The sequence below is a fragment of the Chryseomicrobium sp. FSL W7-1435 genome, assembly GCF_038595005.1.
GTDB lineage: Bacteria > Bacillota > Bacilli > Bacillales_A > Planococcaceae > Chryseomicrobium.
The window spans coordinates 2,164,210-2,188,518 of record NZ_CP151997.1 but is presented as its reverse complement, the minus strand read 5'-3'; the positions used below and the strand labels follow the sequence as shown (position 1 = coordinate 2,188,518).

General features: G+C 41.2%; 20 protein-coding genes and 1 other annotated feature. Of the genes, 17 read left to right on the top strand and 3 right to left on the bottom strand.

Features of this window, described 5'->3' with window-relative positions:
• Window positions 1-111 precede the first annotated feature (111 nt).
• On the top strand, window positions 112-2,076 hold the full coding sequence (locus MKY84_RS11045; RefSeq protein ID WP_342526055.1) for a S9 family peptidase: 1,965 nt from the start codon (window positions 112-114) through the stop codon (window positions 2,074-2,076).
• A gap of 169 nt (window positions 2,077-2,245) precedes the next feature.
• Here MKY84_RS11045 and MKY84_RS11040 read toward each other — a convergent pair whose 3' ends face one another.
• The 3 genes from MKY84_RS11040 to MKY84_RS11030 form a co-directional block, all read right to left on the bottom strand.
• Window positions 2,246-3,022: an enoyl-CoA hydratase-related protein gene (locus MKY84_RS11040; RefSeq protein WP_342526054.1), complete on the bottom strand. Its 777-nt coding sequence runs from the start codon at window positions 3,020-3,022 to the stop codon at window positions 2,246-2,248.
• 189 nt (window positions 3,023-3,211) lie between these two features.
• On the bottom strand, window positions 3,212-4,219 hold the full coding sequence (locus tag MKY84_RS11035; RefSeq protein ID WP_342526053.1) for an LCP family protein: 1,008 nt from the start codon (window positions 4,217-4,219) through the stop codon (window positions 3,212-3,214).
• 66 nt (window positions 4,220-4,285) lie between these two features.
• A complete protein-coding gene (locus MKY84_RS11030; protein ID WP_342526052.1) occupies window positions 4,286-4,918 on the bottom strand; it encodes a YigZ family protein in 633 nt (210 codons plus the stop codon).
• Window positions 4,919-5,285: 367 nt separating this feature from the next.
• On the opposite strand from MKY84_RS11030, the gene MKY84_RS11025 reads away from it, so the two are divergent.
• From MKY84_RS11025 to MKY84_RS10950, 16 genes are all read left to right on the top strand, one after another.
• The gene (locus tag MKY84_RS11025) at window positions 5,286-5,960 is read left to right on the top strand and encodes a response regulator transcription factor (RefSeq protein WP_342526051.1); all 675 of its coding nucleotides are present in this window, start codon (window positions 5,286-5,288) and stop codon (window positions 5,958-5,960) included.
• A gap of 175 nt (window positions 5,961-6,135) precedes the next feature.
• Window positions 6,136-6,720 carry a nuclear transport factor 2 family protein gene (locus MKY84_RS11020; protein WP_342526050.1) on the top strand — a complete coding sequence of 195 codons (585 nt, stop codon included), beginning with the start codon at window positions 6,136-6,138 and terminating at the stop codon, window positions 6,718-6,720.
• Window positions 6,721-7,101: 381 nt separating this feature from the next.
• A complete protein-coding gene (locus tag MKY84_RS11015) occupies window positions 7,102-8,163 on the top strand; it encodes a DEAD/DEAH box helicase family protein (protein ID WP_342526049.1) in 1,062 nt (353 codons plus the stop codon).
• Between the two features lie 197 nt (window positions 8,164-8,360).
• A complete protein-coding gene (locus tag MKY84_RS11010; protein ID WP_342526048.1) occupies window positions 8,361-8,774 on the top strand; it encodes a phosphoribosyltransferase family protein in 414 nt (137 codons plus the stop codon).
• Window positions 8,775-8,943: 169 nt separating this feature from the next.
• Window positions 8,944-10,611, top strand: coding sequence for a dihydroxy-acid dehydratase (gene ilvD, locus MKY84_RS11005; protein WP_342528888.1), 1,668 nt, complete (start codon window positions 8,944-8,946; stop codon window positions 10,609-10,611).
• Window positions 10,607-10,834: a binding site (T-box leader), on the top strand. Its footprint overlaps the gene before it by 5 nt.
• A 62-nt stretch (window positions 10,835-10,896) precedes the next feature.
• Window positions 10,897-12,615, top strand: coding sequence for a biosynthetic-type acetolactate synthase large subunit (gene ilvB, locus MKY84_RS11000; protein ID WP_342526047.1), 1,719 nt, complete (start codon window positions 10,897-10,899; stop codon window positions 12,613-12,615).
• Window positions 12,612-13,127, top strand: a complete 516-nt coding sequence (gene ilvN / locus MKY84_RS10995; RefSeq protein ID WP_342526046.1) for an acetolactate synthase small subunit — start codon at window positions 12,612-12,614, stop codon at window positions 13,125-13,127. The genes ilvB and ilvN overlap by 4 nt, the downstream gene beginning before the upstream one ends.
• A gap of 11 nt (window positions 13,128-13,138) precedes the next feature.
• Window positions 13,139-14,170: a ketol-acid reductoisomerase gene (gene ilvC / locus MKY84_RS10990; RefSeq protein ID WP_342526045.1), complete on the top strand. Its 1,032-nt coding sequence runs from the start codon at window positions 13,139-13,141 to the stop codon at window positions 14,168-14,170.
• Window positions 14,157-15,689 (top strand): 2-isopropylmalate synthase, encoded by a 1,533-nt coding sequence (locus MKY84_RS10985; protein WP_342526044.1) that lies wholly within the window; start codon window positions 14,157-14,159, stop codon window positions 15,687-15,689. The genes ilvC and MKY84_RS10985 overlap by 14 nt, the downstream gene beginning before the upstream one ends.
• Before the next feature lie 17 nt (window positions 15,690-15,706).
• Complete coding sequence (gene leuB / locus MKY84_RS10980; RefSeq protein ID WP_342526043.1) at window positions 15,707-16,807, top strand: 3-isopropylmalate dehydrogenase; 1,101 nt, start codon at window positions 15,707-15,709, stop codon at window positions 16,805-16,807.
• Between the two features lie 16 nt (window positions 16,808-16,823).
• Window positions 16,824-18,230: a 3-isopropylmalate dehydratase large subunit gene (leuC, locus tag MKY84_RS10975; protein ID WP_342526042.1), complete on the top strand. Its 1,407-nt coding sequence runs from the start codon at window positions 16,824-16,826 to the stop codon at window positions 18,228-18,230.
• A gap of 15 nt (window positions 18,231-18,245) precedes the next feature.
• Window positions 18,246-18,836 (top strand): 3-isopropylmalate dehydratase small subunit, encoded by a 591-nt coding sequence (leuD, locus tag MKY84_RS10970; RefSeq protein WP_342526041.1) that lies wholly within the window; start codon window positions 18,246-18,248, stop codon window positions 18,834-18,836.
• Between the two features lie 179 nt (window positions 18,837-19,015).
• A complete protein-coding gene (gene raiA / locus MKY84_RS10965; protein ID WP_342526040.1) occupies window positions 19,016-19,567 on the top strand; it encodes a ribosome-associated translation inhibitor RaiA in 552 nt (183 codons plus the stop codon).
• 121 nt (window positions 19,568-19,688) lie between these two features.
• Window positions 19,689-22,199, top strand: a complete 2,511-nt coding sequence (gene secA / locus MKY84_RS10960; RefSeq protein ID WP_342526039.1) for a preprotein translocase subunit SecA — start codon at window positions 19,689-19,691, stop codon at window positions 22,197-22,199.
• Window positions 22,200-22,219: 20 nt separating this feature from the next.
• A protein-coding gene (gene prfB / locus MKY84_RS10955) for a peptide chain release factor 2 (protein WP_342528887.1) occupies window positions 22,220-23,321 on the top strand; the annotation gives its coding sequence in 2 pieces (ribosomal slippage) (window positions 22,220-22,291 and window positions 22,293-23,321; 1,101 coding nt in all).
• A 116-nt stretch (window positions 23,322-23,437) separates the two neighbouring features.
• Window positions 23,438-24,301, top strand: coding sequence for a YitT family protein (locus tag MKY84_RS10950; RefSeq protein ID WP_342526038.1), 864 nt, complete (start codon window positions 23,438-23,440; stop codon window positions 24,299-24,301).
• Window positions 24,302-24,309 lie beyond the last annotated feature (8 nt).

Below are 24,309 nucleotides of genomic sequence, written 5' to 3'. Positions count from 1 at the left end.
TTATTAAAAAGGTGCTGAGTTTTTTGTTTGTATGAATAGTTTGGCTATTGGCACAAAGTGCAGTATACTGAAGAGGTATTTTGATAAACGAAATAAATGGGAGGGCTTGCTTTGCAAAAACAAAACGTATCAATCGAAGAGATCTGTGGAATCCATTCCGTCACTTCACCGGTCTGGAATCCAGTAACCAATCAAATTGCTTACAGTAAAACATCCATCGATAAGGATAAAAATACATATACGAGTAGCATTTTTTTGGCAGATGAAAAAGCTGGTCCTGTCCAATGGACTCATCGCAAAGAGAGAATTTCTGCAATCAAATGGTCTCCAAAAGGAACCTATATTTCATTTCTTTCTAACCGTGAAGAAGGAAATCAACTGTACATCCTCTCTGCATCGGGAGGGGAAGCACAACAACTAACGACTTTGCCATATGGTGTTTCCAATTACGTGTGGCAGCCGGATGAAGAAAAGATTTGGGTTTCTGCGCGTTACGATAAAAAATTAGGTTGGGAAAAAGAAGAAGAGAAAAAAGACGCCTTCCCTCAACCCTATACGGCTGAAAAAATGAAATATATTCAGGACGGTAATGGGCTGGTTAAGCATCATCAGATGTCACAAATCGGAGTAATCGATCTTGCAGATAACTCGATTGAACGATGGTCGACAGAACAGCGTAATGAGTCGGTCCATGCGCTTTCACCTGATGGGAAGTCTGTTGTCATTTCAACTGCAGACCTTCAAGATGATTATCTGTTTGAAACGAATTTAGTAGAGGTCAACATTGAAACAAAATCAGCGAAGGCACTTACTAAAGAAGCGGGGCATTTCGGTGGGGCCGCTTACTCGTTTGATGGTCGCTATGTTGCCTATGTAGGCGCTACACGTACATTTGAGAACGCTACACATGCTCAAGTTTATGTTTATGATACAGAAACTCAAAGTTCACAGTCGCTAACTGAGGGATTAGATGCTCCTGTTGGTGATTACGTGGTAGCAGATGTCCAACAAGGAGTATCAGCACCAGCAGTTGTCTGGTCAGCGGATAATCATTTGTATTTCCAAGTCTCTACTTACGGAGATGTACGAATTTACTTTGCTTCTTTAGAAGGAGAGCTTTATCCCGTCACTCAAGAAGGAGAGCACGTATACGGCTACGATGTAAATCAGCAGGGAACTTCTTTAGCTCTGACAGTCAGCAATCCGACGTTACCGGGTGAACTATTTGTTCAGCAAGTAACAACTGGTGAGCGTGAGCAGAAATCTGACCATAACAATGAATATGTCGAACAAACACTGCTCCTTACACCTGAGCCAATCGTTTTTGAAGGACCACAAGGATGGCAAGTACACGGTTGGCTGATCAAGCCGGAAGCCGCTAAAAACGGCAAAGTACCTCTCGTTACAAATATTCACGGTGGACCTCATGCGTTTTATGCCAATTCATTTATCCATGAAATGCAGGTACTAGCTTCTCAAGGGTACGGGGTTCTCTACATCAATCCAAGAGGTAGCCATAGCTACAGTCAAGAGTTTGTAGATGCGGTACGTGGAGATTATGGTGGAAATGACTACCTGGATATCATGGCAGCTGTTGATTATGTGTTAAGTAGTTATGAGTGGATTGATCAAGAGCGCCTAGGGGTTACTGGCGGCTCATACGGTGGATTTATGACCAACTGGATTGTTGGACATACAGACCGCTTTAAAGCAGCTGTTACTCAGCGTTCTATCTCGAATTGGATTAGTTTTTATGGGGTATCTGACATTGGGTATTACTTTACTGAATGGCAAATTCAAAGCGATATGAATGACATTGACAAATTGTGGAATCATTCACCTTTAAAATACGCAGCTAACGTCAATACGCCTTTATTGATTTTACACGGAGAAGATGACTTACGTTGCCCGATCGAGCAAGCGCAACAGCTCTATATTACACTTAAGCGAATGGGGAAGGAAACAGAGTTAGTCCGCTTCCCACAAGCAGATCATAACCTTTCGCGCACGGGCTTGCCGAATCTGCGAATCGCACGACTCGAGCAAATCACGGGTTGGTTTAAAAAGCACTTATAGGATTGCAGCAAAGAGATTGGAACAAAAATAAAATCAGCGAGTTCTCTAGGGTAAATTCCAGAGAATTTGCTGATTTTTTTGTGTTGAGTTCTATTACTATATTTTGTTCCAGCTATAATTTTGTTAGAACAAATTTAACCAAAATTCGTAGAAAGTAAGCGGTTAGCGGTTATTTTCCTTTAAAGACCGGTTTACGCTTCTCTCCAAATGCGAGCAAAGCTTCGATACGGTCCTCAGTTGGGAGGGTAATCTCATATGCTTTTCGCTCGATTTGTAAGCCAGTTTGTAAATCGGCATTCATACCATTTTTTACGGCAAACTTCGCTTGTTGCAAAGCAATCGGCCCATTCGCTAAGATTGCTAACGAAAAAGCCTCTGTTTGTTCAACTAACGAATCATCAGGTGCAACCTGAGTCAGTAACCCATAATGGTAAGCCTCAGCTGCAGTTATCTTTCGTGCGGTTAAGATTAACTCTAAAGCTTTTGATTCACCGATCAAGCGAGGGAGACGTTGTGTGCCCCCAGCTCCAGGAATGATAGCTAAACTGGTTTCCGTTAATCCCATAATACTTTTTTCAGAAGCGATTCTGAAGTCACAAGCCAGTGCTAACTCCATGCCCCCTCCAAATGCAAAACCATCCATCATAGCAATCGTCGGTTGTGGCAAGTTTTCAATTGTTGAAAAGACTTCTCCAATTTTAAATAGATTTCTTTTTACTTGTTCGGTTGTTAGAGTTTTGCGCTCTTTTAAGTCTGCACCAACGCTAAAAGCTTTGCCTCCAGCTCCTCTAAAAATAACCAGGCGAACATCAGGATTAATGCGTAAAGCATCAACAACTTGTCCTAATTCAGCTAGCAAATCATAATTAAATGCGTTCATCGCATCAGGTCGATTTAATGTTACAACCGCCACGTGGTCTTTTTGTTCAAACAATAATGTATCCATTTCATCCCCTCCAACTTTAGCGTACCACTTTCAAAATTGACTGTCACTTCATAGTAAAAGAGGCTAGAACAAACCTTTTTATGTAACTCTATTAACCAGGAACTCATCGTAAATTAAAATCAGCAAATTCTTTAGAATACAATCCAAAGAATTTGCTGATTTATGTTTGTTCCAACCACTAATAAGTATTTATTCAGCAGAAGAATCTGCTGCATACTCTGAAGAACCTGGCTTAAGATCTAAATGTCGTTGCAACGTATTTTTGGTCTCTTCAAGCGCTTGTTCATCAAGCTGCCAATAGTAGGTACCTGTTGACATATCATCTAAACCGGCTAACGTTAATGTTTCCACTTGCGGTTTTCCTTTAGACAAATAGTCAAAAAATGACTTCATCTCATCAAAGGTTAAATCTGTCTTCATGTTGTTTCCGACTGCATCAATCACATCGCCATACTTTGTGAAGGAAGAGGCAGAGGCTGCTTTTTGGATAATTGCTTCTAAAATCATTTGTTGGCGTTTTCCGCGCTCGATATCATTGTCTAATTTTCGAGTTCTTGCTAATGCCAATGTTTCACGACCATCTAGAAGTTGACGACCTTCTTTTAACTCAACCGTAAACTGATCATTTTCGTCCAGTTCAAGATGATCATAAGGTACATCAACAGTAACGCCGCCAAGAGCATCGACTGTATCGATGAAAGCATTGAAATTCATTTTTACATAATAATCAATCGGGATATCGAATAACTCTTCAACTGTTTCAATCGCAACAGCAGTCCCACCATAAGCATGCGCATGTGTAATTTTGTCGTCGTAACCGACTTCTGGGATGTAGACTTTAGAATCTCGTGGAATGCTCACTAATTTGATTGTTTTTGATTCATTATTTAAAGTGGCAACCATTAGCGCATCGGATCGGCTTGACTCGTCACCGAATCCACGTTGTTCACTGTCGTCAATTCCCACAAATAAGATAGATACGTTATCCGTAAGAGGTTCAACATCTTCATCGCGTAGCTGTGAACCGTTTTTCCTGTTTTCAAGTGCTTGATAGCTGCGATCTGCTGCAACTTCTGCACGCTTGGTCAGATAAACACCATAACTGGCTGATAATATAGCAAAGGCACCTGCAAGAATGAGCAAAGAGTATAAAATAGTTTTCTTTTTTGATTTCTTTCTAGTACTTCTCGTAATCATTTCAAACGCCTCCTGAAGATTCTAGCCCTTCAATTATCTATCCGTGACATGTAGTAAATTTTAAGTTTATACATCAGTTTCAATAAAAGAGACAGCTCCTTTATCTATAGAAGCTGTGGCACTTGTCAATGAAATGATCCATTGTTCAAATGTGGTGGTATCTGTTTCATTTACATATACCATTAGTTCTACTTTATCTGTATACCTGATTTCATCGAGAATATAAACATTTTGACGCAATTCATTCTCTACTTTCCCTAGCAGGTGGTAGTCGATTCCTACTTTATAAAGACAATGGCGGACTCGATGGACGATGCCAACTTGACGCAATGCATCTGATACTGAGCTGCCGTACGCTCGAATCAATCCACCACCACCAAGTTTGATGCCACCAAAATACCGTGTGACTACTGCTGTCACATTTCTGAGATCTTGTTTTTTTAATACTTCTAGCATAGGAACGCCTGCCGTGCCACTAGGTTCCCCATCATCAGCTGCTTTTTGAATAGCGTTATTTTCCCCAATGACGTAGGCAAAACAATTATGGTTAGCTGATTTGTGCTGGGAACGAACCTCATTAATAAATTCTTGTGCTTGTTGTTCAGAATCTGTCCGTTTTAAATGGCAGATAAATCGTGATTTTTGAATAATGGTTTCTGAAACGGACGGCTTTTTGATTGTATAATAATTTGTATTCATTGCCTACTCCTTCGGTAAAATGAAATCGTTCTGTAACATAATTTTAATATCCACTTGGGAAATTAGTGCTATAATGGTTTCTGTCAGGTCTTGAAATAGAGTAACTTGAGATACAGGTATGCACCTTCCAACTAGGAGTTGAAAACTAGATAAAGGACAGGTTTATCAGGTAACTATAAAATCATTCACTTATTTAACTTGTGCAGAAAGTTGGATAGGGGAACAATTGAATGAATTAGATCGTCTCATTATACTTGTAAACATAATCTTTTGTAAAAGAAGCTGCAAAAGCAGGAAAAACGTTTACCTTTGAAGAAAATGAGGAATAAGAATGATAACCGTATCGTTTGTATAGGAGGATATTCATATGACGAAAATTATAATTATAGATGATCACCAATTATTCCGCGAGGGAGTAAAACGAATTTTAGACTTTGAAGAAACTTTTGAGGTAGTAGCAGAAGGCGACGATGGTACAGATGCAGTTCGTCTTTATGAAAATTACCGCCCCGACATTATCTTAATGGATATTAATATGCCAAATAAAAGCGGTATCGAGGCAACAGGAGAACTGATTGCTCAATATCCGGAAGCAAAAGTAATTATGCTATCTATTCATGATGATGAATCATTCGTGTCGACAGCATTAAAGACAGGTGCTTCAGGCTACATGTTAAAGGAAATGGACGCAAATGCTATTGTCCAAGGAATCAAAGTAGTCGACAAGGGTGGAAACTACTTGCACCCGAAAGTAACAAAAAACTTAGTCAATGAATTTAAACGCTTAAGTGAGCGTGAAAATAAAGGGAACTTCCATCAAACGGATATTCGACGTCCCTTCCATCTATTAACGAAGCGTGAGTGTGAAGTACTTCAACTTCTAACAGATGGACAAAGTAACCGTACTATTGGTGAGACACTTTTCATCTCAGAAAAAACAGTCAAAAACCATGTATCCAGCATTCTTCAAAAAATGAATGTAAACGATCGTACGCAAGCCGTTGTCACAGCTATCAAAAATGGTTGGGTAGAAGTTCGATAAATGACTTAAGCATCTCTATAACAGAGGTGCTTTTTCTTATGCAACTTTTTGATCTCCCTCACGTCAGGACTAGAGAACGAAAAATGTGAAAAGTGACAGTTTTTTGTCAGTAGGATTTTCTGTTTGATTCTTACAACAAACTATGACAAAATACGTCTAGCAGGAGGAATGAAATTTGAGACGAATTCTATTAGGTATCATAACTATAATTTCTTTAGTAGTATTAGCTGCTTGCTCCTCATCTGAAGAGAGCATCAACACTGGCTCTGCAAGCGATTTAGTGCCCCAAGGTTCTAGTCAGGTAGAGACCCATGCTGCAAGTGAAAACAAAGAGTCAGAAGAAGTTGCAGAAGTTGGATTTGAAATGGATGGTGGCAAGATTGAGGAAGCAGCCAATGTTCCTGTATCAGAACAGGAAGCTATTCTCGCAGCTTTTTCCACGTATATTGAATCCTTCAACAATGAGGACATAGATTCCTATATGTCTGTAATTTCTAAAGAACCTAAAGGCTTTAGTTATGAGACGGAACTCCAATTTGTAAAAGATACATTTGAACAGTACGACACGGCGCGTTCAGCAGAAGACGTAACGATTATTGACTACAATGAGCAAGAAGCTCAAGTTTTTTCATCGATAACTATAGATCTAGAGCAAAATTCCACAGGTGGTAAAGCAACCAGTACAGGTAGACAAGTCACTGTGTTTGCTAAAGAGGAAGGCAACTGGGTTGTCACAAGCGTTTACTTCATCAGAGATTAATTAAAATGAATAACTATATCAGTTCAAAATCCAGTCATCTTGTGACTGGATTTTTTTGTGCACGGTGGCTATGATAAACGAGAGAGAGGACCTTCTTTTGGCGTAAAGGAGGAAAACATGAACGTTCACCAACAACTTCAAGGCAAAATCCATGAGAGACATGCTATTCAACTTCCACAAACTACAATCTCTACTCTTATTCAACAAAACCTTCTACAACTACTCCCCGGCATTAGTCGACAAAGGAACTCCCTATATACTAAATCTTTCACTAAAAAATTTCAGTGCAATCGTTGCCAAACTTCAGACCTACATCATTTTGCTGCTCATTACTGCTTAAAGTGTCACAAACATTGTACTTACTGTAGAAACTGCATTCAAATGGGGAAGATCTCTAGCTGTACAGAATTACTTTTCTGGCTAGGAGAGATTTCTCCTCTATCTGAAACCCCGTCATTTGTTTGGCGAGGAAACTATTCACACTTACAACAACAAGCCGTAAACGAATGGGTTGAAAGCATAGAAGTGAATAAAAGTCACCTTGTCAATGCAGTATGTGGAGCCGGTAAAACAGAAATCATGTTTGGTGCAATCGAGACCTTGTTAACAAAGGGACATCGTATTGCTGTCGCTTGTCCGAGGACGGATGTCATTCTAGAATTGGCTCCTAGGTTTCAGCAGGCATTTGCAAATTGTCGGATAGACGTTTTATACGGTGGGTCAGAAAAGCCGATAGGTCTAGGAACAATTACACTCGCGACAACGCATCAACTTTACCGCTATTTTCAAGCGTTTGACACTGTAATTATTGATGAAGCAGATGCCTTTCCTTATAGTGCAAATAAATCTTTGGTACGAGCCGTAAAACGCGCATTAAAACCCACTGGAGTTATCCACTATATCTCTGCTACTCCAAACCGGTCACTAACCGTCGATCGTGAAACTTTGATTGCCAGACGTTTTCATGGCTATCCTTTACCAGTCCCACGTTTCACCAAAATACTTCGCTACCAACGACAATTAAATCAGGGGACAATACCAAAAGCCATCGAACTATGGATGCATGAAAATGAAGTGTCAAATCGACCATATTTGCTGTTTTTTCCCACAGTTCGTATGTTGAGCGATTTCCCGGGAAATAGTGAACGGGTTCACTCAGAGCATCCATTACGCAAAGAATATGTGCAACAGCTGAGGGATGGTGAAATTAACTGTCTTTTAACGACGACTATTCTGGAAAGGGGCATCACCATTCCTAACTTACAAATTGGCGTAATTGGTTCAGAACAGCCTATTTTTACTAAGCAGGCACTCATTCAAATCGCAGGCCGTGCAGGTAGATCTTCTGAATTTCCAACTGGAGATGTTGTGTTTTTTCACCGCGGGATTACGGATGACATGATTCAAGCGAAACGGACAATTGAGGAGCTGAACCAGCTATGATCTGTTTACTTTGTTCGACACCGTTTACTACGAGAACTTGGAATCAATTAGTTTTTGGTAAAGGAGATGTAATTTGTAGGGAGTGTCGAGAAAAATTTATTCCCACGAACGGAAACTCCGAACGAAGTTATTTTTACCAGACACCCTTTGAAAACGCATTGGACTCTCTAACCTGCATGTTCATCTATGACGAGTGGATGAAACAGTATTTTCATCGCTATAAAAAGTTAGGTGATTACGCTTTACACCAAGTTTTTTCAGGCCATTTTCGACACTTTTATCCGTGTGTCCCTGTGCCAATATTTAATGGGAGCGAGAATGATAAAACATTTTCACCTGTAGAAGCTCTGCTAGTTCCCCAACATATAGTACATTTACTTGAAAAAACAACTCCAATAAAGCAGTCTCAACGCACACTTTATCAACGTCTCCATTCATCTAATCCCTTTTCGTGGACAGGTACCGAAAAAATTCCTTCACGTATTGTTCTTGTTGATGATATTTACACAACGGGAATGACATTGCATCAAGCTGCCCTTCTTTTAAAGGAGAATGGTGTGAGAGAGGTTCATGGCGTCTGCTTAGCCGAGACGTTATCAAAAAAAGTTTAGAAATAATGAAACTCAGTGCTATCGGCATTGTAAGCGATTGCATAATGTCACAACTTTCATAAAAGACTGATAATTTATAAAAATAGCGTTGACACGGCACTTTGCGGATTGTATGCTTATTGCAATATATTTCATATTGCAGGATATTACAAAAAAGATGGTGATGAAAATGCGAAGTGACATGATAAAAAAAGGAATTGATAGAGCTCCACATCGCAGTTTACTTTATGCGACCGGTGTTAAAACAAAAGATCTACAAAAGCCTTTCATTGGCGTTTGTAATTCTTATATAGATATTATTCCTGGGCATAAGCATTTGAATAAATTCGCGGAAATTGTCAAACAAGCAATTTGGGATGCCGGTGGTGTTCCATTCGAATTTAATACAATTGGTGTCGATGATGGGATTGCTATGGGACATATTGGTATGAGATATTCCTTACCAAGTCGTGAATTGATTGCCGATTCAGCTGAAACAGTGATCAATGCGCATTGGTTTGATGGGGTGTTTTACATTCCGAATTGTGACAAGATAACGCCTGGAATGTTGATGGCTGCAGTTCGCACGAACGTGCCTTCTGTATTTGTAACAGGTGGACCAATGGAGGCAGGGGAGTCAGCAGACGGTAAACCCTTATCCCTAACATCTGTATTTGAAGGAGTCGGGGCATTCAAATCTGGCAAAATGACTGAACAAGAGTTACTGGATATTGAACAGAATGCCTGTCCAACTTGTGGTTCGTGTTCGGGAATGTTTACAGCCAATTCTATGAACTCTTTAATGGAGATTTTAGGAGTGACGCCGCCAGGGAACGCAACAATTGTAGCAACTTCTAATGAAAGGCACCGTTTGATTAAAGAAGCAGTTGGCCATTTGCTACGTATGATTGAAGACGATGTGAAACCACGAGATTTGATCACGAAAGAGGCAATCGATGATGCATTTGCGCTCGATATGGCGATGGGTGGTTCCACTAATACAGTTTTACATACGCTCGCGATTGCTCATGAAGCAGAAATTCCTTATCAAATGGAACAAATAAATGAAGTAGCAAAACGTATACCTTATCTTGCAAAAATCATGCCGGCAAGTGATTACTCGATGCACGATGTTCACTTAGCTGGTGGGTTGTCAGCTATCATCAAGGAGCTATGTGAAATTCCTGGCGGCATACACGGCAACCGATTGACAATCACAGGGAAATCAGTTTTAGAGAACGTCAAGGAAGCCAAAATTTTGAATCCTGCCGTCATTAGACCAAAAGATAATCCATATAGTCCGGTTGGTGGGTTGTCCGTATTATTCGGGAATTTAGCTCCAGACGGTGGCGTCATTAAAGTAGGAGCCGTTGATCCATCGATTCAGACCTTTACAGGCAAAGCAATCGTCTTCAATTCTCAAGAAGATGCCCAGCAAGCTATTGATGACGGACGTGTTCAAGAAGGGCACGTTGTCGTGATCCGCTATGAAGGTCCAAAAGGTGGCCCTGGAATGCCAGAAATGCTTGGGCCGACGTCAGCTATTCAAGGTCGAGGACTTGGCACAAAAGTAGCGTTGATTACAGATGGGCGTTTCTCCGGCGCTTCCCGTGGCATCTCGATTGGCCATATTTCACCAGAAGCTGCTGAGGGTGGACCAATAGCTTTAGTAGAAGATGGCGACACTATTGTCATTGACTTACCGAATCGTTCGATACATCACGATGTGGACGAACGAGTGTTACAAAAACGGGCGAATCAATTGCCTGAGTTTGAACCGAAAATTAAAAAAGGTTATTTAGCACGCTACTCAAAGCTTGTAACATCTGCAAGTACAGGTGGCGTCATGAAAATATAAAGCGTTGATGAGGTTAAAGAATAAGTGAGGACTATTTCAGAGAGCCGGTGGTGGTGCAAACCGGTATAGCCCCTTATCTCGACATCCCCTCTGAGCGAAGGATGAACGTCTTTGATCAGTAAGTCCTTCCGGTTATGTCCGTTATCACATTTGCCGAATCGGCACACGAGGCAGCGAGAGCTGTAAAGTAGGGTGGTACCATGAAGTGAAATTCATCCCTATGCAAGGAACTTCTATGTTCTTTTGCATAGGGCTTTTTTTGTACCCAGAAAAGGAGTGATACCAATGGTTATGCAAACTGAGTTACAGCAAGTAGTTGAAAATAGTCCTTTATCCGGAGCAGATGTGCTGATTGAATTACTTCAAGAACAGCAGGTCGAGATGATTTTCGGTTATCCAGGAGGAGCTGTACTTCCTATTTACGATGCACTTCATCGAAATCCGATTCCCCATGTTTTGGCCAGACACGAGCAAGGCGCTATTCATGCAGCAGAAGGATATGCAAGAGTCACTGGCAAACCTGGTGTAGTCATTGCGACATCAGGTCCGGGTGCTACTAACTTAGTTACAGGTATCGCCGACGCGATGATGGATTCCTTGCCTTTGATTGTTTTCACCGGTCAGGTGGCCACCACCGTTATTGGAACGGATGCCTTTCAAGAAGCCGATATTATTGGTATCACTCAACCGATCACGAAGCACAATTACCAAGTTAAAGATGCTAAGGATTTACCACGAATTGTTCGAGAAGCCTTTCACATAGCAACAACAGGTAGACAAGGTCCTGTGTTAATTGATATTCCTAAAAACTTGGCAGCGGGTTCTACAGAACGATTAGATTGGTCTATCAAGCCTATTGCACTTCCTGGTTATCAACCAACAACAGAACCGAATTTTTTACAAATTCAAAAATTGGTTGAAGCCATTCATCAAGCAAACAAGCCGTTACTCCTGATCGGTGCTGGCGTTCTTGCAGCAAAAGGCACTGAACAATTAGCAGCCTTTATGGAATTGACAGGGATTCCGGCAGTTTCCACATTATTAGGTTTAGGTGCCATTCATTCAGAGCATCCAAACTATCTAGGGATGGCAGGAATGCATGGAACGTTCACTGCTAATATGGCGATTCAAGAGTGCGATCTATTGATTAATATTGGGGCACGCTTTGATGACCGACTAACAGGAAACTTACAGCAATTTGCACCTCATGCACTTGTGGCTCACGTAGACGTTGACCCAGCAGAAATCGGGAAGAACGTCGCAACAGCTATCCCGATCGTAGGAGATGCAAAAGCAGCCCTGACAAATCTGAACGGATATACGTACAAGTCGCAAAACACTTCTCCTTGGCTTGAGGAACTAGCGACAAACCGGAGAGAATTCCCGCTTCACTATAAAAAGGATGGGCTGAAGGCTCAACAAGTACTTGAAATTTTACAAGAAGTTACTCAGGGAAATGCCATTGTCTCCACGGATGTAGGCCAACATCAAATGTGGACAGCTCAATATTATGGCTTTAAAAACCCGCATAAATGGATCACATCGGGTGGTCTCGGAACAATGGGCTTTGGTTTTCCAGCGGCAATTGGTGCCCAATTGGCGTTTCCAGAAGAACGAGTTGTTGCCGTAGTAGGGGATGCTGGATTTCAAATGACTATGCAAGAGCTCTCTCTTTTACAGGAAAGGAGAATACCAGTAAAAATCCTAATTTTGAACAATCAAAGTCTAGGGATGGTTCGCCAGTGGCAAAAAGCTTTTTATGAGGAGCGCTATTCACAGTCGTTGATGCCAGTGCAGCCAGACTTTGTAAAACTGGCCGCAGCTTACGATATTCAAGGAGTGCGAATTGATACTTTAGAGCAAGCGAGACTGCAACTGCCGGAACTTTTGCTATCAAATGAACCCGTATTGATTGACTGTCGAATCGAACAGCAAGAGCCCGTCACGCCAATGGTTGCGCCAGGAAAAGCCTTACATGAAATGGTGGGGGTGAAGCCATCGTGAAACGTATCATTACTGTCACAGTCACCAATCAAAGTGGTGTTTTAAATCGTGTAACTGGTCTCATGATGAAACGGCAATTCAACATCGAGAGTATGACGGTAGGGCATACGGAACAACCTACCATTTCAAAAATGACCTTCGTTGTACATGTTGAAGACGCTCAAAAATTAGAACAGCTACTTAAACAACTCCAAAAACAAGTAGATGTGTTAAAGGTTCAAGATTTAACGGATCAATCATTAGTCATTCGTGAACTCGCACTCATTAAGGTACAAGCACCAGCTACTAAACGGCTAGAACTTGCTACATTAATCGAACCATTTCGAGCTCAAATAATTGATGCAGGAAAGCTTGTCGTGACCTATCAATTAACAGGAAATCCTGAAAAGATTGATGCATTTGTAGATTTAGTAAAACCTTATGGAATCAAAGAATTAACAAGAACTGGCGTTACTGCTTTTGCTCGCGAACACCAGAAAGTTCAAGTGCCAGTGAAACTACTAACCTATTAGGAGGAACTAACATGACAAAAATGTACTATAACGGAGATATCAACGAACAGGTGCTTCAAGATAAGAAAATTGCTGTAATCGGGTACGGCTCACAAGGACATGCTCACGCACGCAATCTACATGAAAGTGGCTTTGATGTTGTAGTGGGTGTAAGAGCAGGTAAATCTTTTGATCAGGCGGCGCAAGATGGCCTTCAAGTTACAACTGTAGAACAGGCTGCTCAACAAGCAGATCTGATCATGGTGTTACTTCCTGATGAACGTCAAAAAGCGGTGTATGAAGCAGAAATCGCTCCACATTTAAGTGCTGGAAAATCGCTAGTATTTGCTCACGGCTTCAACGTCCATTTTGATCAAATTGTTGCTCCGAATGATGTCGATGTATTTTTAGTGGCTCCTAAAGGACCAGGCCATCTGGTACGACGAACGTACGAAGCGGGGGCTGGAGTTCCTGCACTAGTAGCTATCCACCAAGATGCATCGGGTCATGCTACTGAGCTTGCTCTAGCTTATGCCAAGGGAATTGGTAGTGCACGAGCTGGGGTTCTGGAAACAACATTTAAAGAGGAAACCGAAACAGATCTATTTGGAGAACAAGCAGTGTTGTGTGGTGGTCTAACAGCTCTAGTAAAAGCTGGTTTTGAAACACTTGTAGAAGCAGGTTACCAGCCTGAACTTGCTTATTTTGAAACGATGCATGAGCTGAAATTGATTGTCGATTTGATGTATGAGGGCGGTATGACAGGGATGCGTTACTCAATCTCAGATACAGCTGAATGGGGAGATTTCGTGTCAGGCCCACGTGTAGTAGATGGAGACACGAAACAACGTATGAAAGATATCCTAACAGATATTCAAGAAGGAAAGTTTGCAAGAGAATGGATTCAAGAAAATGAACAAAACCGTCCGAACTATACACGGATTAAAGAGAGTGAAACAACGCACCAGATTGAAGAAGTTGGCGCTAAACTACGCAAAATGATGCCGTTTGTCCAGGCTTCTCAACAACCTCAGAAGGAAGTGGTGACTAGTGGGCAAAATTGATATTTTTGACACAACATTGCGGGATGGTGAACAGTCTGCAGGTATCAATTTAAATACAGCAGAGAAAATAGAAATTGCACGGCAACTTGAACGTTACGGAGTCGCAGTTATTGAAGCAGGTTTTCCTGCATCCTCTCAAGGTGATTTTGAAGCTGTAAAACAAATCGCAAAAACTGTTCAAAATACGACAGTAACTGGCCTTGCACGGGCAATAGAATCTGACATTATTACTTCCTATGAAGCATTAAAATACGGTGCGCAACCCCATCTTCACACCTTTATTGCCACTTCACCGATTCATATGGAATATAAATTGAAGAAAACACCTGATCAGGTAGTCGAAATTGCCGTGCAATCGGTCAAACTTGCCCGCAAGTACTTCCCACTCGTGCAATGGTCCGCAGAAGATGCAACGCGGTCCAATAAAGAGTTTTTGGCTAGGATTATAACAGAGGTTATCAAAGCTGGTGCTACGACAATTAATATACCGGATACAGTCGGTTATGCTACACCGACTGAATACGGTGCACTGTTTAAGTATTTACAAGAAACCGTTCCCGGCATTGAAACGGTAAAATTGTCTGCACACTGTCACGATGACCTGGGGCTGGCCGTAGCAAATTCATTGGCAGCGATTGAAAATGGCGCTACTCAAATTGAGGGAACGATTAACGGAATTGGAGAGCGGGCAGGGAATGCAGCGCTTGAAGAAATTGCCGTAGCTCTACAAATTCGAGGAGACTACTACAAAACGGAGAGTGGAATTGTTTTAAAAGAAACTAAGCGAACTAGTCAGCTAGTAAGTCAGTTAACAGGAGTCATCATTCAACCGAATAAAGCGGTTGTAGGGAAAAATGCCTTTGCCCATGAATCAGGTATTCACCAAGATGGCATGTTGAAAAATCCACAAACGTATGAAATTATTACTCCGGCCATGATTGGGGAAGCGGTCACGGAATTAGTGCTTGGCAAACATTCAGGTCGTCATGCCTTTATTTCTAGAGCAAAAGAGATGGGCTTTGAGTTGACGGATGATAAATATGCAGCGGCATTTGTGTCATTTAAAGAACTTGCTGATCGTAAAAAAGAGATTACAGAGGAAGATTTATTTGTTCTTTTGACAGACCAACAAATAACGGCTGAAGATGTTCCAGTTTATCAATTGAACAGTGTCCAAGTTCAATACGGTACTGCCAATATTCCAACTGCCACAGTTCGTGTTACAACACCAGCTGGAGAAGTAGTAACCGTCTCTGACACCGGTTCTGGATCAGTCGAAGCAATCTTTACGACATTGGAACGTGTCATTCAAGGCACAGTTCGTATTCTGGATTATCGAGTCACTTCTGTTTCAAAAGGTCGAGATGCACTTGGTGAAGCAGTCGTTAAAGTTCGTTTTGAGGATCAAGAAACGATTGGTCGAAATGCGTCACAAGATGTTTTAGAGGCAAGTGCTAAAGCCTATTTAAATGCTATTAATCGTCACTTACAAAAACAGAGAACGCTTGCTACTGTCTAATTCGAGGAGGGATTGCAATGAAAAAGAAAATTACAGTATTGCCTGGAGATGGAATCGGTCCGGAAGTGACACAAGCGGCAGTTGAGGTGTTAAAAACAATCGCAAAACGCTTCCAGCATGAATTTGAATTCCAATATGCCCTTATCGGTGGAGCAGCAGTTGATCAGGTTGGTGAACCATTGCCAGATGCTACTGTCGCTGCTTGCCAACAAGCAGATGCTGTTCTTTTAGGTTCAGTAGGTGGTCCGCAATGGGATAGTGTTGCCGCTGAACAACGTCCTGAAAAAGGGTTACTGGCTTTACGGAAACACTTCAATCTTTATGCTAATTTGCGTCCCGTTAAAGCTTATGAAGCGTTAGCAGAGGTCTCGCCATTAAAGCAAAACCGCATTATGGGGACGGACTTTGTGATCGTCCGTGAATTAACAGGTGGCCTTTATTTTTCTGAACCTCGAAAAAAAACGGCAGATGCGGCAGTGGATACACTCGTCTATACCAGAAAAGAAATTGAACGCATCGTAATTGCTGCTTTCCAATTAGCAAGATCTAGAAATGGCAAATTAACCTCAGTTGATAAGGCAAATGTATTAGCTTCTAGTAAATTGTGGAGAGAAATAGTAGAAGAAGTGAAGGTCGGCTATCCAGATGTAGCAGTTGACCATATTCTGGTCGATGCAGCGGCTATGCAATTGATCAAAGAACCATCCTCATTTGATGTTATCGTTACAGAAAACTTATTTGGAGATATTTTAAGTGATGAAGCTTCTATGATCACAGGCTCTCTAGGCATGTTGCCTTCTGCAAGTGTAAGAGAGGATTCATTTGGCGTTTATGAGCCAATTCATGGATCAGCACCCGATATTGCCGGGAAAGAACTAGCAAATCCAGCAGGAGCTATCTTATCAGCAGCCATGCTGTTAGAACATTCATTTGGCTTGAAAGCTGAAGCAAAAGCGATTGAAGATGCAGTGGAGCGTGTCTTACAGGATGGTTATTTCACGGCAGACCTTTCAACAAATAGGTTCTTATCCACGTCGCAATGGACGGCTAAAGTCATTGAAGAATTAGATGGCGAGTCAGTAGCAGAGAGTATTTGTTTTTCCTATATTTCAGGTTAATCAGGAGGGAAATGACATGGCAAAGACCATTATCGAGAAAATTTGGGAGCAGCATGTAGTCGTTCGAGAACAAGGAAAACCAGATTTACTCTACATTGATCTTCATTTGCTACATGAAGTGACCTCCCCACAAGCTTTTGAAGGACTGCGAATAGCCAATCGGAAGGTTAGGAGACCGGATCTCTGTTTTGCAACGATGGATCATAACGTTCCTACTTTAAATAGAGCAGTTGTAAAAGATGAAATTGCCAAAAAACAAATGACGACTCTTGAAAAAAACTGCTTAGAATTTGGTATCCCACTGGCCGATATGGATCACCCTGACCAAGGCATTGTCCATATTATTGGTCCGGAGTTGGGTCTTACACAACCAGGAAAAACGATTGTTTGTGGGGATTCTCATACGTCTACACATGGCGCTTTCGGTGCTTTAGCATTTGGTATTGGAACGAGCGAAGTAGAGCATGTATTATCTACTCAAACGCTCTGGCAAGCACAACCAAAGACAATGGAAGTCCGAGTCACTGGAGAATTAGGATTTGGAGTCACAGCTAAAGATGTCATTCTAGCGATTATTGCTAAGTTTGGAATCGATATGGGGACTGGCCATATCATTGAGTATACGGGAGATGCTATTCACAATCTTTCAATGGAAGAACGTATGACGATTTGCAATATGTCAATTGAAGCAGGAGCGCGTGCAGGACTTGTTTCACCTGATCATACAACTATTGAGTACTTGCGAGGTCGTCGTCATGTAGCTCAAGAAAACTTTGATGAATTAGCGCAAAGTTGGTTAGCTCTAGCAACTGATGAAGGTGCAACCTACGATAGTGTTTGTGAAATCAATGCATCTGAAATCGAACCTTACGTGACGTGGGGCACAAATCCAGCGATGGGTAGGGGCATATCCCAACAGGTCCCATATGCAGACGACTATGCAACTCAATCTGATCGTTCGGCTCTTAAGCAAGCCCTTCACTATATGGGCTTAGAACAAGGGCAATCTCTGCAAGACATTCCTATCCAACATGTCTTTATTGGATCTTGCACGAATGCGCGCCTTAGTGATCTTCAGCAAGCAGCAAAAGTAGTGGCTGGTAAACAGGTGGCAAAAGGCGTGCGCGCGTTAATTGTACCTGGGTCTCAATCCACGAAACGACAAGCAGAAGCCTTGGGATTAGATGTTGTGTTTAAACAGGCAGGTTTTGAATGGCGAGAGTCTGGATGCTCCATGTGCCTTGCCATGAATGATGATACAGTTCCTGCAGGAGAACGATGTGCTTCAACAAGCAATCGCAATTTTGAGGGGCGTCAAGGAACGGGTTCCCGTACCCACTTAATGAGTCCGGCAATGGCTGCAGCAGCTGCACTTGAGGGCCGCCTGACAGATGTACGAAAATACGAGAAAGTCTTTGCTTAGAAGGAGGAGACGTATATGGAGCCGATTCAAGTTGTCAAAAGTATCGTCACCCCTTTAGACAAGAAAAATGTCGATACCGATCAAATCATTTCAAAAGAGTTTTTAAAACGTATTGAACGTACAGGGTTTGGAAAGTATTTATTTTATCATTGGAGATTTCAAGAAGATGGTTCGGAGCAGCCTGATTTTGTCTTAAATCAGCCACTTTATTCAGGTTCTAAAATCTTGGTGGCGCATGAAAACTTTGGCTGTGGGTCGTCACGAGAACATGCCCCATGGGCGATTGGAGATTATGGTTTTCGAGTAGTCATTGCACCAAGTTTTGCAGATATCTTCTACAACAACTGTATGAAAAATGGCATTCTCCCTATACGATTACCTGTAGCTCAAGTAGAAGAAATTTTACACAAAGCAGCTTATCGAGTAGTGGTGGATTTGCCTAATCAAGAAATTTTAGGGGAAGATGGTGCGATTTATCCGTTCGACATAGATCCTTATCAAAAGAAAATGTTGGTGAATGGTTGGGACGAGATTTCGCTGACCTATCTATACGAAGAACAAATCGTCGCCTATGAAAAAAACAACGCTAGACAGGCCGCCTTGTAAGGTGGTCTTTTTTTCTCCATATAATTAATTGCCTGAAAACCACAGAATTATTGGATAATTCTTTGTGGAACGTGTACAATCTTCACAAGTCATCTTTTTAGAATCTTTGCTTAGAAAGAAGGAGTTCTCAAAGATGATGTCGAAATAAGTAGTATAGCAATTATAAAGGAGGAGTTTTCATGCTAAACTTTAACATCCGTGGAGAAAATATCGAGGTAACTCCTGCAATTCGAGAATATGTGGAAACAAAAATCGAAAAAATTGATCGCTACTTTAATGAAGAACTTAATTCCACAGCGAATGTAAACTTAAAGGTTTACAACGACAAACAAACAAAAGTGGAAGTAACAATCCCAATGAAGAATCTAACTCTGCGTGCAGAGGAGCGCCATACAGACATGTATGCAGCTGTGGATTTAATTGTTGATAAATTAGAGCGTCAAATTCGTAAACATAAAACAAAAGTAAATCGTAAATTCCGTGAACGTGAAGGGGTAGGTAGCTACTTTGCAGCTACAGAGTCTGCACCAGAGCCTGAAGGGACGGAAGAAGACTACACAATCGTACGTACAAAAACATTTGATTTAAAGCCAATGGATCAAGATGAAGCAATCCTACAAATGGATATGCTTGGTCACAATTTCTTCATCTTCACTGATGCAGAGTCTAATGGGACAAACATCGTTTACAAACGTAAAGATGGGAAGTATGGCTTAATCGAAACAAACTAATAAATATGGCTCCTGTCAACTGACAGGAGCTTTTTCTATATACTTTTCGATACCTTCGCTTGATGTAACTTTTCAAACAGTGGTAAAATGAAAGATAAGTCTGAAATAGGAAGTGACCTTCATGTTAGGTGTATTAAATAAAGTATTCGATCCAAATAAACGTGAAATAAAAAAGCTCGAGAAAATAGCCGATTCAGTTGAAGCATTAGCTTCTCAAATGGAGTCTTTATCTGACGAACAACTTAAATCAAAGACTACTGAATTACAAGGACGATATTCTGCAGGAGAGACGCTAGACAAACTATTACCTGAAGCATTTGCTGTAGTACGTGAAGCAGCGAAACGAGTATTGAATGAATACCCATACCGTGTACAGATTATGGGTGCAGCCGCTTTGAACGATGGAAACATCTCTGAAATGAAAACAGGGGAAGGGAAGACATTGACGTCTACCATGTCCGTCTATTTGAATGCACTATCAGGTAAAGGAGTCCATGTAGTCACAGTAAATGAATACCTGGCAAGTCGTGATGCAGAACAAATGGGAAAACTCTATAACTTTTTAGGGTTATCAGTTGGCTTAAACACCAATGCATTAACGAAAGCTGAAAAACGCGATGCTTATTTAGCCGATATCACGTATTCAACAAATAACGAATTAGGCTTCGATTACTTGCGTGATAACATGGTTCTTTATAAAGAAGAAAAAGTGCAACGTCCACTTAATTACGCAGTTATCGATGAAGTGGATTCAATTTTGATCGATGAAGCACGAACGCCATTGATCATTTCTGGACAAGCTTCAAAAGCCGCTTTACTTTACAAACAAGCAAATGCAGTTGTTCGCTTACTTCGCAACGAAGAAGACTATAGCTATGATGAATCAACTAAAGGTGTTGTATTGACAGATACAGGTGTTGAAAAAGTCGAAAAATCATTTGGCATTGACAACTTGTTTGATTTAACGCATGTTCGCTTAAACCACGCTGTGAATCAATCTTTGAAAGCACATGTTTCAATGCATAAAGATGTTGATTATGTGGTTCAAGATGACGATGTTGTCATTGTCGATTCGTTCACAGGTCGATTAATGAAAGGTCGTCGTTATTCAGATGGTCTTCACCAGGCAATAGAAGCAAAAGAGGGATTGGATGTCCAAAATGAATCCATGACAATGGCGACAATTACTTTCCAAAACTTCTTTAGAATGTATGAAAAGCTCTCGGGTATGACAGGAACAGCTAAAACGGAAGAAGAAGAGTTCCGTAACATCTACAATATGGATGTAATCGTGATTCCTACAAATAAACCGATTGTTCGTGATGATCGTCCTGACTTAATCTATGCGTCGACGACTGGTAAGTTTGAAGCGGCTGCTGCAGACATTGCAGAGAAACACCAAAAAGGCCAGCCAGTATTGATTGGTACAGTTGCCATCGAGACATCAGAAATCATTTCGTCTCTATTAACAAAACACAAAATTCCTCACAATATTTTAAATGCTAAGAACCATGAAAGTGAAGCGCAAATTATTGCCGATGCAGGTAAAAAAGGTGCGGTCACAATCGCTACTAACATGGCGGGGCGTGGTACAGATATCAAGTTAGGTGAAGGTGTACTAGCTATTGGTGGTTTAGCCGTAATTGGTACGGAGCGTCATGAATCTAGACGTATCGATAATCAGTTACGTGGTCGTTCAGGACGTCAGGGAGATCCTGGTGTAACCCAATTCTACTTGTCATTAGAGGATGAGTTAATGCGTCGCTTCGGTTCTGATAACATGAAATCGATGATGACACGACTAGGCTTAGATGATACTCAGCCAATTCAGTCTAAGATGGTTTCAAGAGCTGTTGAGTCTGCCCAAAAACGAGTAGAAGGTAATAACTTTGATGCACGTAAGCGTCTACTCCAATATGATGATGTATTACGTCAACAGCGTGAAATCATCTACAAAGAGCGCAATGAAGTTTTAGATACAGATAACATGCGTGCTTTAGTAGAGACCATGATTAACGAAACAATCGATCGCACTGTCGATGTGCATACAACAGCTGATCAAAAGTCAGAGTGGAACTTAAAAGCAATGACGGATTACATTCATGCAAACTTGCTACCGGAAAACTCTGAAGAGCAATTGCATTTTGAAAACAAAGAACGTGAAGAAATCCGTGCTGAATTGAAAGAAACTATCTTAAAAGAATATGATGCTAAAGAAGAGCGCTTTACAGAAGACCGTATGCGCGAGTTTGAAAAAGTTATTCTGTTGCGTTCTATCGATACAAAATGGATTGATCATATTGATGCGATGGACCAGTTGCGACAAGGGATTCATTTACGTGCCTATGGGCAAAATGATCCGCTTCGTGAATACCAAAATGAAGGGTTTGCGATGTTCGAAGCAATGGTCGCTTCTGTATCAGAAGATGTAGCAAAATATGCTATGAAGTCAGAAATCCAACAAAATCTTGAGCGTGAAGAAGTAGCTAAAGGACAAGCCGTTAATCCAAAAGAAGAAGGTAAACCGGTTAAGAAACAACCTGTCAAAAGAGATGCAGAAGTGGGACGCAATGAACCATGTCCATGTGGAAGCGGTAAAAAATACAAAAACTGTCACGGGGCAGTGAGCTAACTAGTGGAGGAACAATTATGATTGAATTATCAGCAGCACGTGCAGAGCTAGAACGCTCTACACAAAAGATCCAAGACTTTAGGGGGTCTCTTTGACTTAGAAAACAAAGAGGCACGTATTCAAGAGTTAGATGAAGTCATGACATTCCCTGATTTTTGGGATGATGCCCAAACTGCACAGAAAACCATCAATGAATTGAATGGCTTAAAAGCAATTGTGGATCAATACAGAACACTTGAAGACGAACAAGAAAATCTAGAAATGACGGTAGAACTTTTAAAAGAAGAGCCAGATGATGAACTGCATTTAGATCTTGAAAAAAGTTTGAAAAGTCACCGACGCGCGCTTGAGAACTTTGACCTCCAAATGTTGTTAAGTGAAGAGCACGACAAAAACAATGCAATTTTAGAACTACATCCCGGGGCTGGTGGTACAGAGTCTCAGGATTGGGGATCTATGCTGCTTCGTATGTATCAGCGATGGGCAGATAAAAGAGGTTTTAAAGTAGAAACACTCGATTATTTACCAGGAGATGAGGCGGGTATCAAGTCGGTAACCTTGCTCATTAAGGGACACAATGCATATGGTTACTTAAAAGCAGAAAAAGGCGTACATCGTCTTGTCCGCATTTCACCTTTCGACTCTTCAGGTCGTCGCCACACTTCTTTTGTATCTGTCGATGTGATGCCAGAGTTTAATGAAGAAATCGAAATTGACATCCGCACAGAAGATTTAAAAGTTGATACGTACCGCGCTAGTGGTGCAGGTGGTCAGCATATTAACACGACTGACTCAGCTGTTCGTATTACGCATTTACCAACAAATACAGTGGTAACTTGCCAAACAGAACGTTCACAGATTAAAAATCGTGAGCATGCCATGAAAATGTTGAAATCTAAACTCTATCAATTGCGGATTGAAGAACAAGAAGCTGAATTAGCAGCCATTCGTGGTGAGCAAAAAGAAATCGGCTGGGGTTCACAAATTCGATCCTACGTATTCCACCCTTATTCAATGGTCAAAGATCATCGGACAAATGAAGAAAGTGGAAATGTACATGCAGTGGTAGACGGAGAATTAGACAACTTTATTCACGCCTACTTACGATCTAAAATCCTATAACTACACGCAAATCCACTATGGTATACTCAACCATAGTGGATTTTTAGTAGAGATATTACAGTAGAGTTGAATTAGCAGAGCCGGATTTTCATTTTTTAGGCGAAGAGGGTCATACTATGAGAGAAAGAAAACCAAGAAAAGAACAAACACCTGTTGCACGAGAAATTCGTGATTATATCTTCATAGTTATTGGAGCAGCGATAGTGGCAGTTGGATTCAACGTTTTCTTGTTACCGAATCAGATTGCTTCAGGTGGAGTAAGTGGGATTAGTACAATCTTGTATACACTACTCGGCTGGCAGCCAGGATTAGTGCAATATGCTTTTAATATTCCCTTGTTTATTGCCGGAGTTATTATTTTAGGGAGAAATTTTGGCGTGAAGTCCTTTGTAGGAACAATTACGCTTCCAGCAGTTGTTCTACTGACATCTGACTGGGAGCCTTGGACACTGAATCCTTTACTTGGAGCTTTGTTCGGAGGTATTGCAGTTGGTACAGGGTTAGGACTGGTGTTCAGAGGGAACGCCTCTACTGGTGGAACGGATTTAGCCGCTCAGATTATCACAAAATACACAGGTCTCTCATTAGGCACGAGTGTATTGTTAATTGATGGCCTTATTGTTCTCTCAGCAGCGATTGTCTTCGATATAGAGCGTGCATTGTATGCACTAATAGGTCTTTTTACAACTACGAAAACAATCGATATCATTCAGCTGGGCTTGAGTCAGTCCAAAATGGTGCATATCATTACTTCCGAAGAACAAGCAATGAAAGAAGCAATTTATCAACAAGTGAATCGAGGAGTTACCAAGTTGTCTGGCATCGGTGGCTATACCGAAGAACCGCGACCAATTTTGATGGTTGTTGTTTACCAAACCGAATTTACTAGACTAAAACAAGTTGTGAGGACAGTTGACCCCAAAGCTTTTGTCATAGTTTCTGATGCTTATGAGGTATTGGGTGAAGGTTTTAAAAGATAATAACTTAG

What these genes read in the sequence shown, in the direction of transcription:
- MKY84_RS11025 (WP_342526051.1), top strand. Translation starts at nt 5,286, where the DNA reads ATGACGAAAATTATAATTATAGATGATCACCAATTATTCCGCGAGGGA.
- ilvD (WP_342528888.1), top strand. Translation starts at nt 8,944, where the DNA reads ATGCGAAGTGACATGATAAAAAAAGGAATTGATAGAGCTCCACATCGC.
- MKY84_RS11040 (WP_342526054.1), bottom strand. Translation starts at nt 3,022, where the DNA reads ATGGATACATTATTGTTTGAACAAAAAGACCACGTGGCGGTTGTAACA.
- secA (WP_342526039.1), top strand. Translation starts at nt 19,689, where the DNA reads ATGTTAGGTGTATTAAATAAAGTATTCGATCCAAATAAACGTGAAATA.
- leuD (WP_342526041.1), top strand. Translation starts at nt 18,246, where the DNA reads ATGGAGCCGATTCAAGTTGTCAAAAGTATCGTCACCCCTTTAGACAAG.
- ilvB (WP_342526047.1), top strand. Translation starts at nt 10,897, where the DNA reads ATGGTTATGCAAACTGAGTTACAGCAAGTAGTTGAAAATAGTCCTTTA.
- leuC (WP_342526042.1), top strand. Translation starts at nt 16,824, where the DNA reads ATGGCAAAGACCATTATCGAGAAAATTTGGGAGCAGCATGTAGTCGTT.
- MKY84_RS11010 (WP_342526048.1), top strand. Translation starts at nt 8,361, where the DNA reads ATGAAACAGTATTTTCATCGCTATAAAAAGTTAGGTGATTACGCTTTA.
- raiA (WP_342526040.1), top strand. Translation starts at nt 19,016, where the DNA reads ATGCTAAACTTTAACATCCGTGGAGAAAATATCGAGGTAACTCCTGCA.
- MKY84_RS11035 (WP_342526053.1), bottom strand. Translation starts at nt 4,219, where the DNA reads ATGATTACGAGAAGTACTAGAAAGAAATCAAAAAAGAAAACTATTTTA.
- leuB (WP_342526043.1), top strand. Translation starts at nt 15,707, where the DNA reads ATGAAAAAGAAAATTACAGTATTGCCTGGAGATGGAATCGGTCCGGAA.
- MKY84_RS11015 (WP_342526049.1), top strand. Translation starts at nt 7,102, where the DNA reads ATGGGGAAGATCTCTAGCTGTACAGAATTACTTTTCTGGCTAGGAGAG.
- MKY84_RS10950 (WP_342526038.1), top strand. Translation starts at nt 23,438, where the DNA reads ATGAGAGAAAGAAAACCAAGAAAAGAACAAACACCTGTTGCACGAGAA.
- ilvC (WP_342526045.1), top strand. Translation starts at nt 13,139, where the DNA reads ATGACAAAAATGTACTATAACGGAGATATCAACGAACAGGTGCTTCAA.
- MKY84_RS11030 (WP_342526052.1), bottom strand. Translation starts at nt 4,918, where the DNA reads ATGAATACAAATTATTATACAATCAAAAAGCCGTCCGTTTCAGAAACC.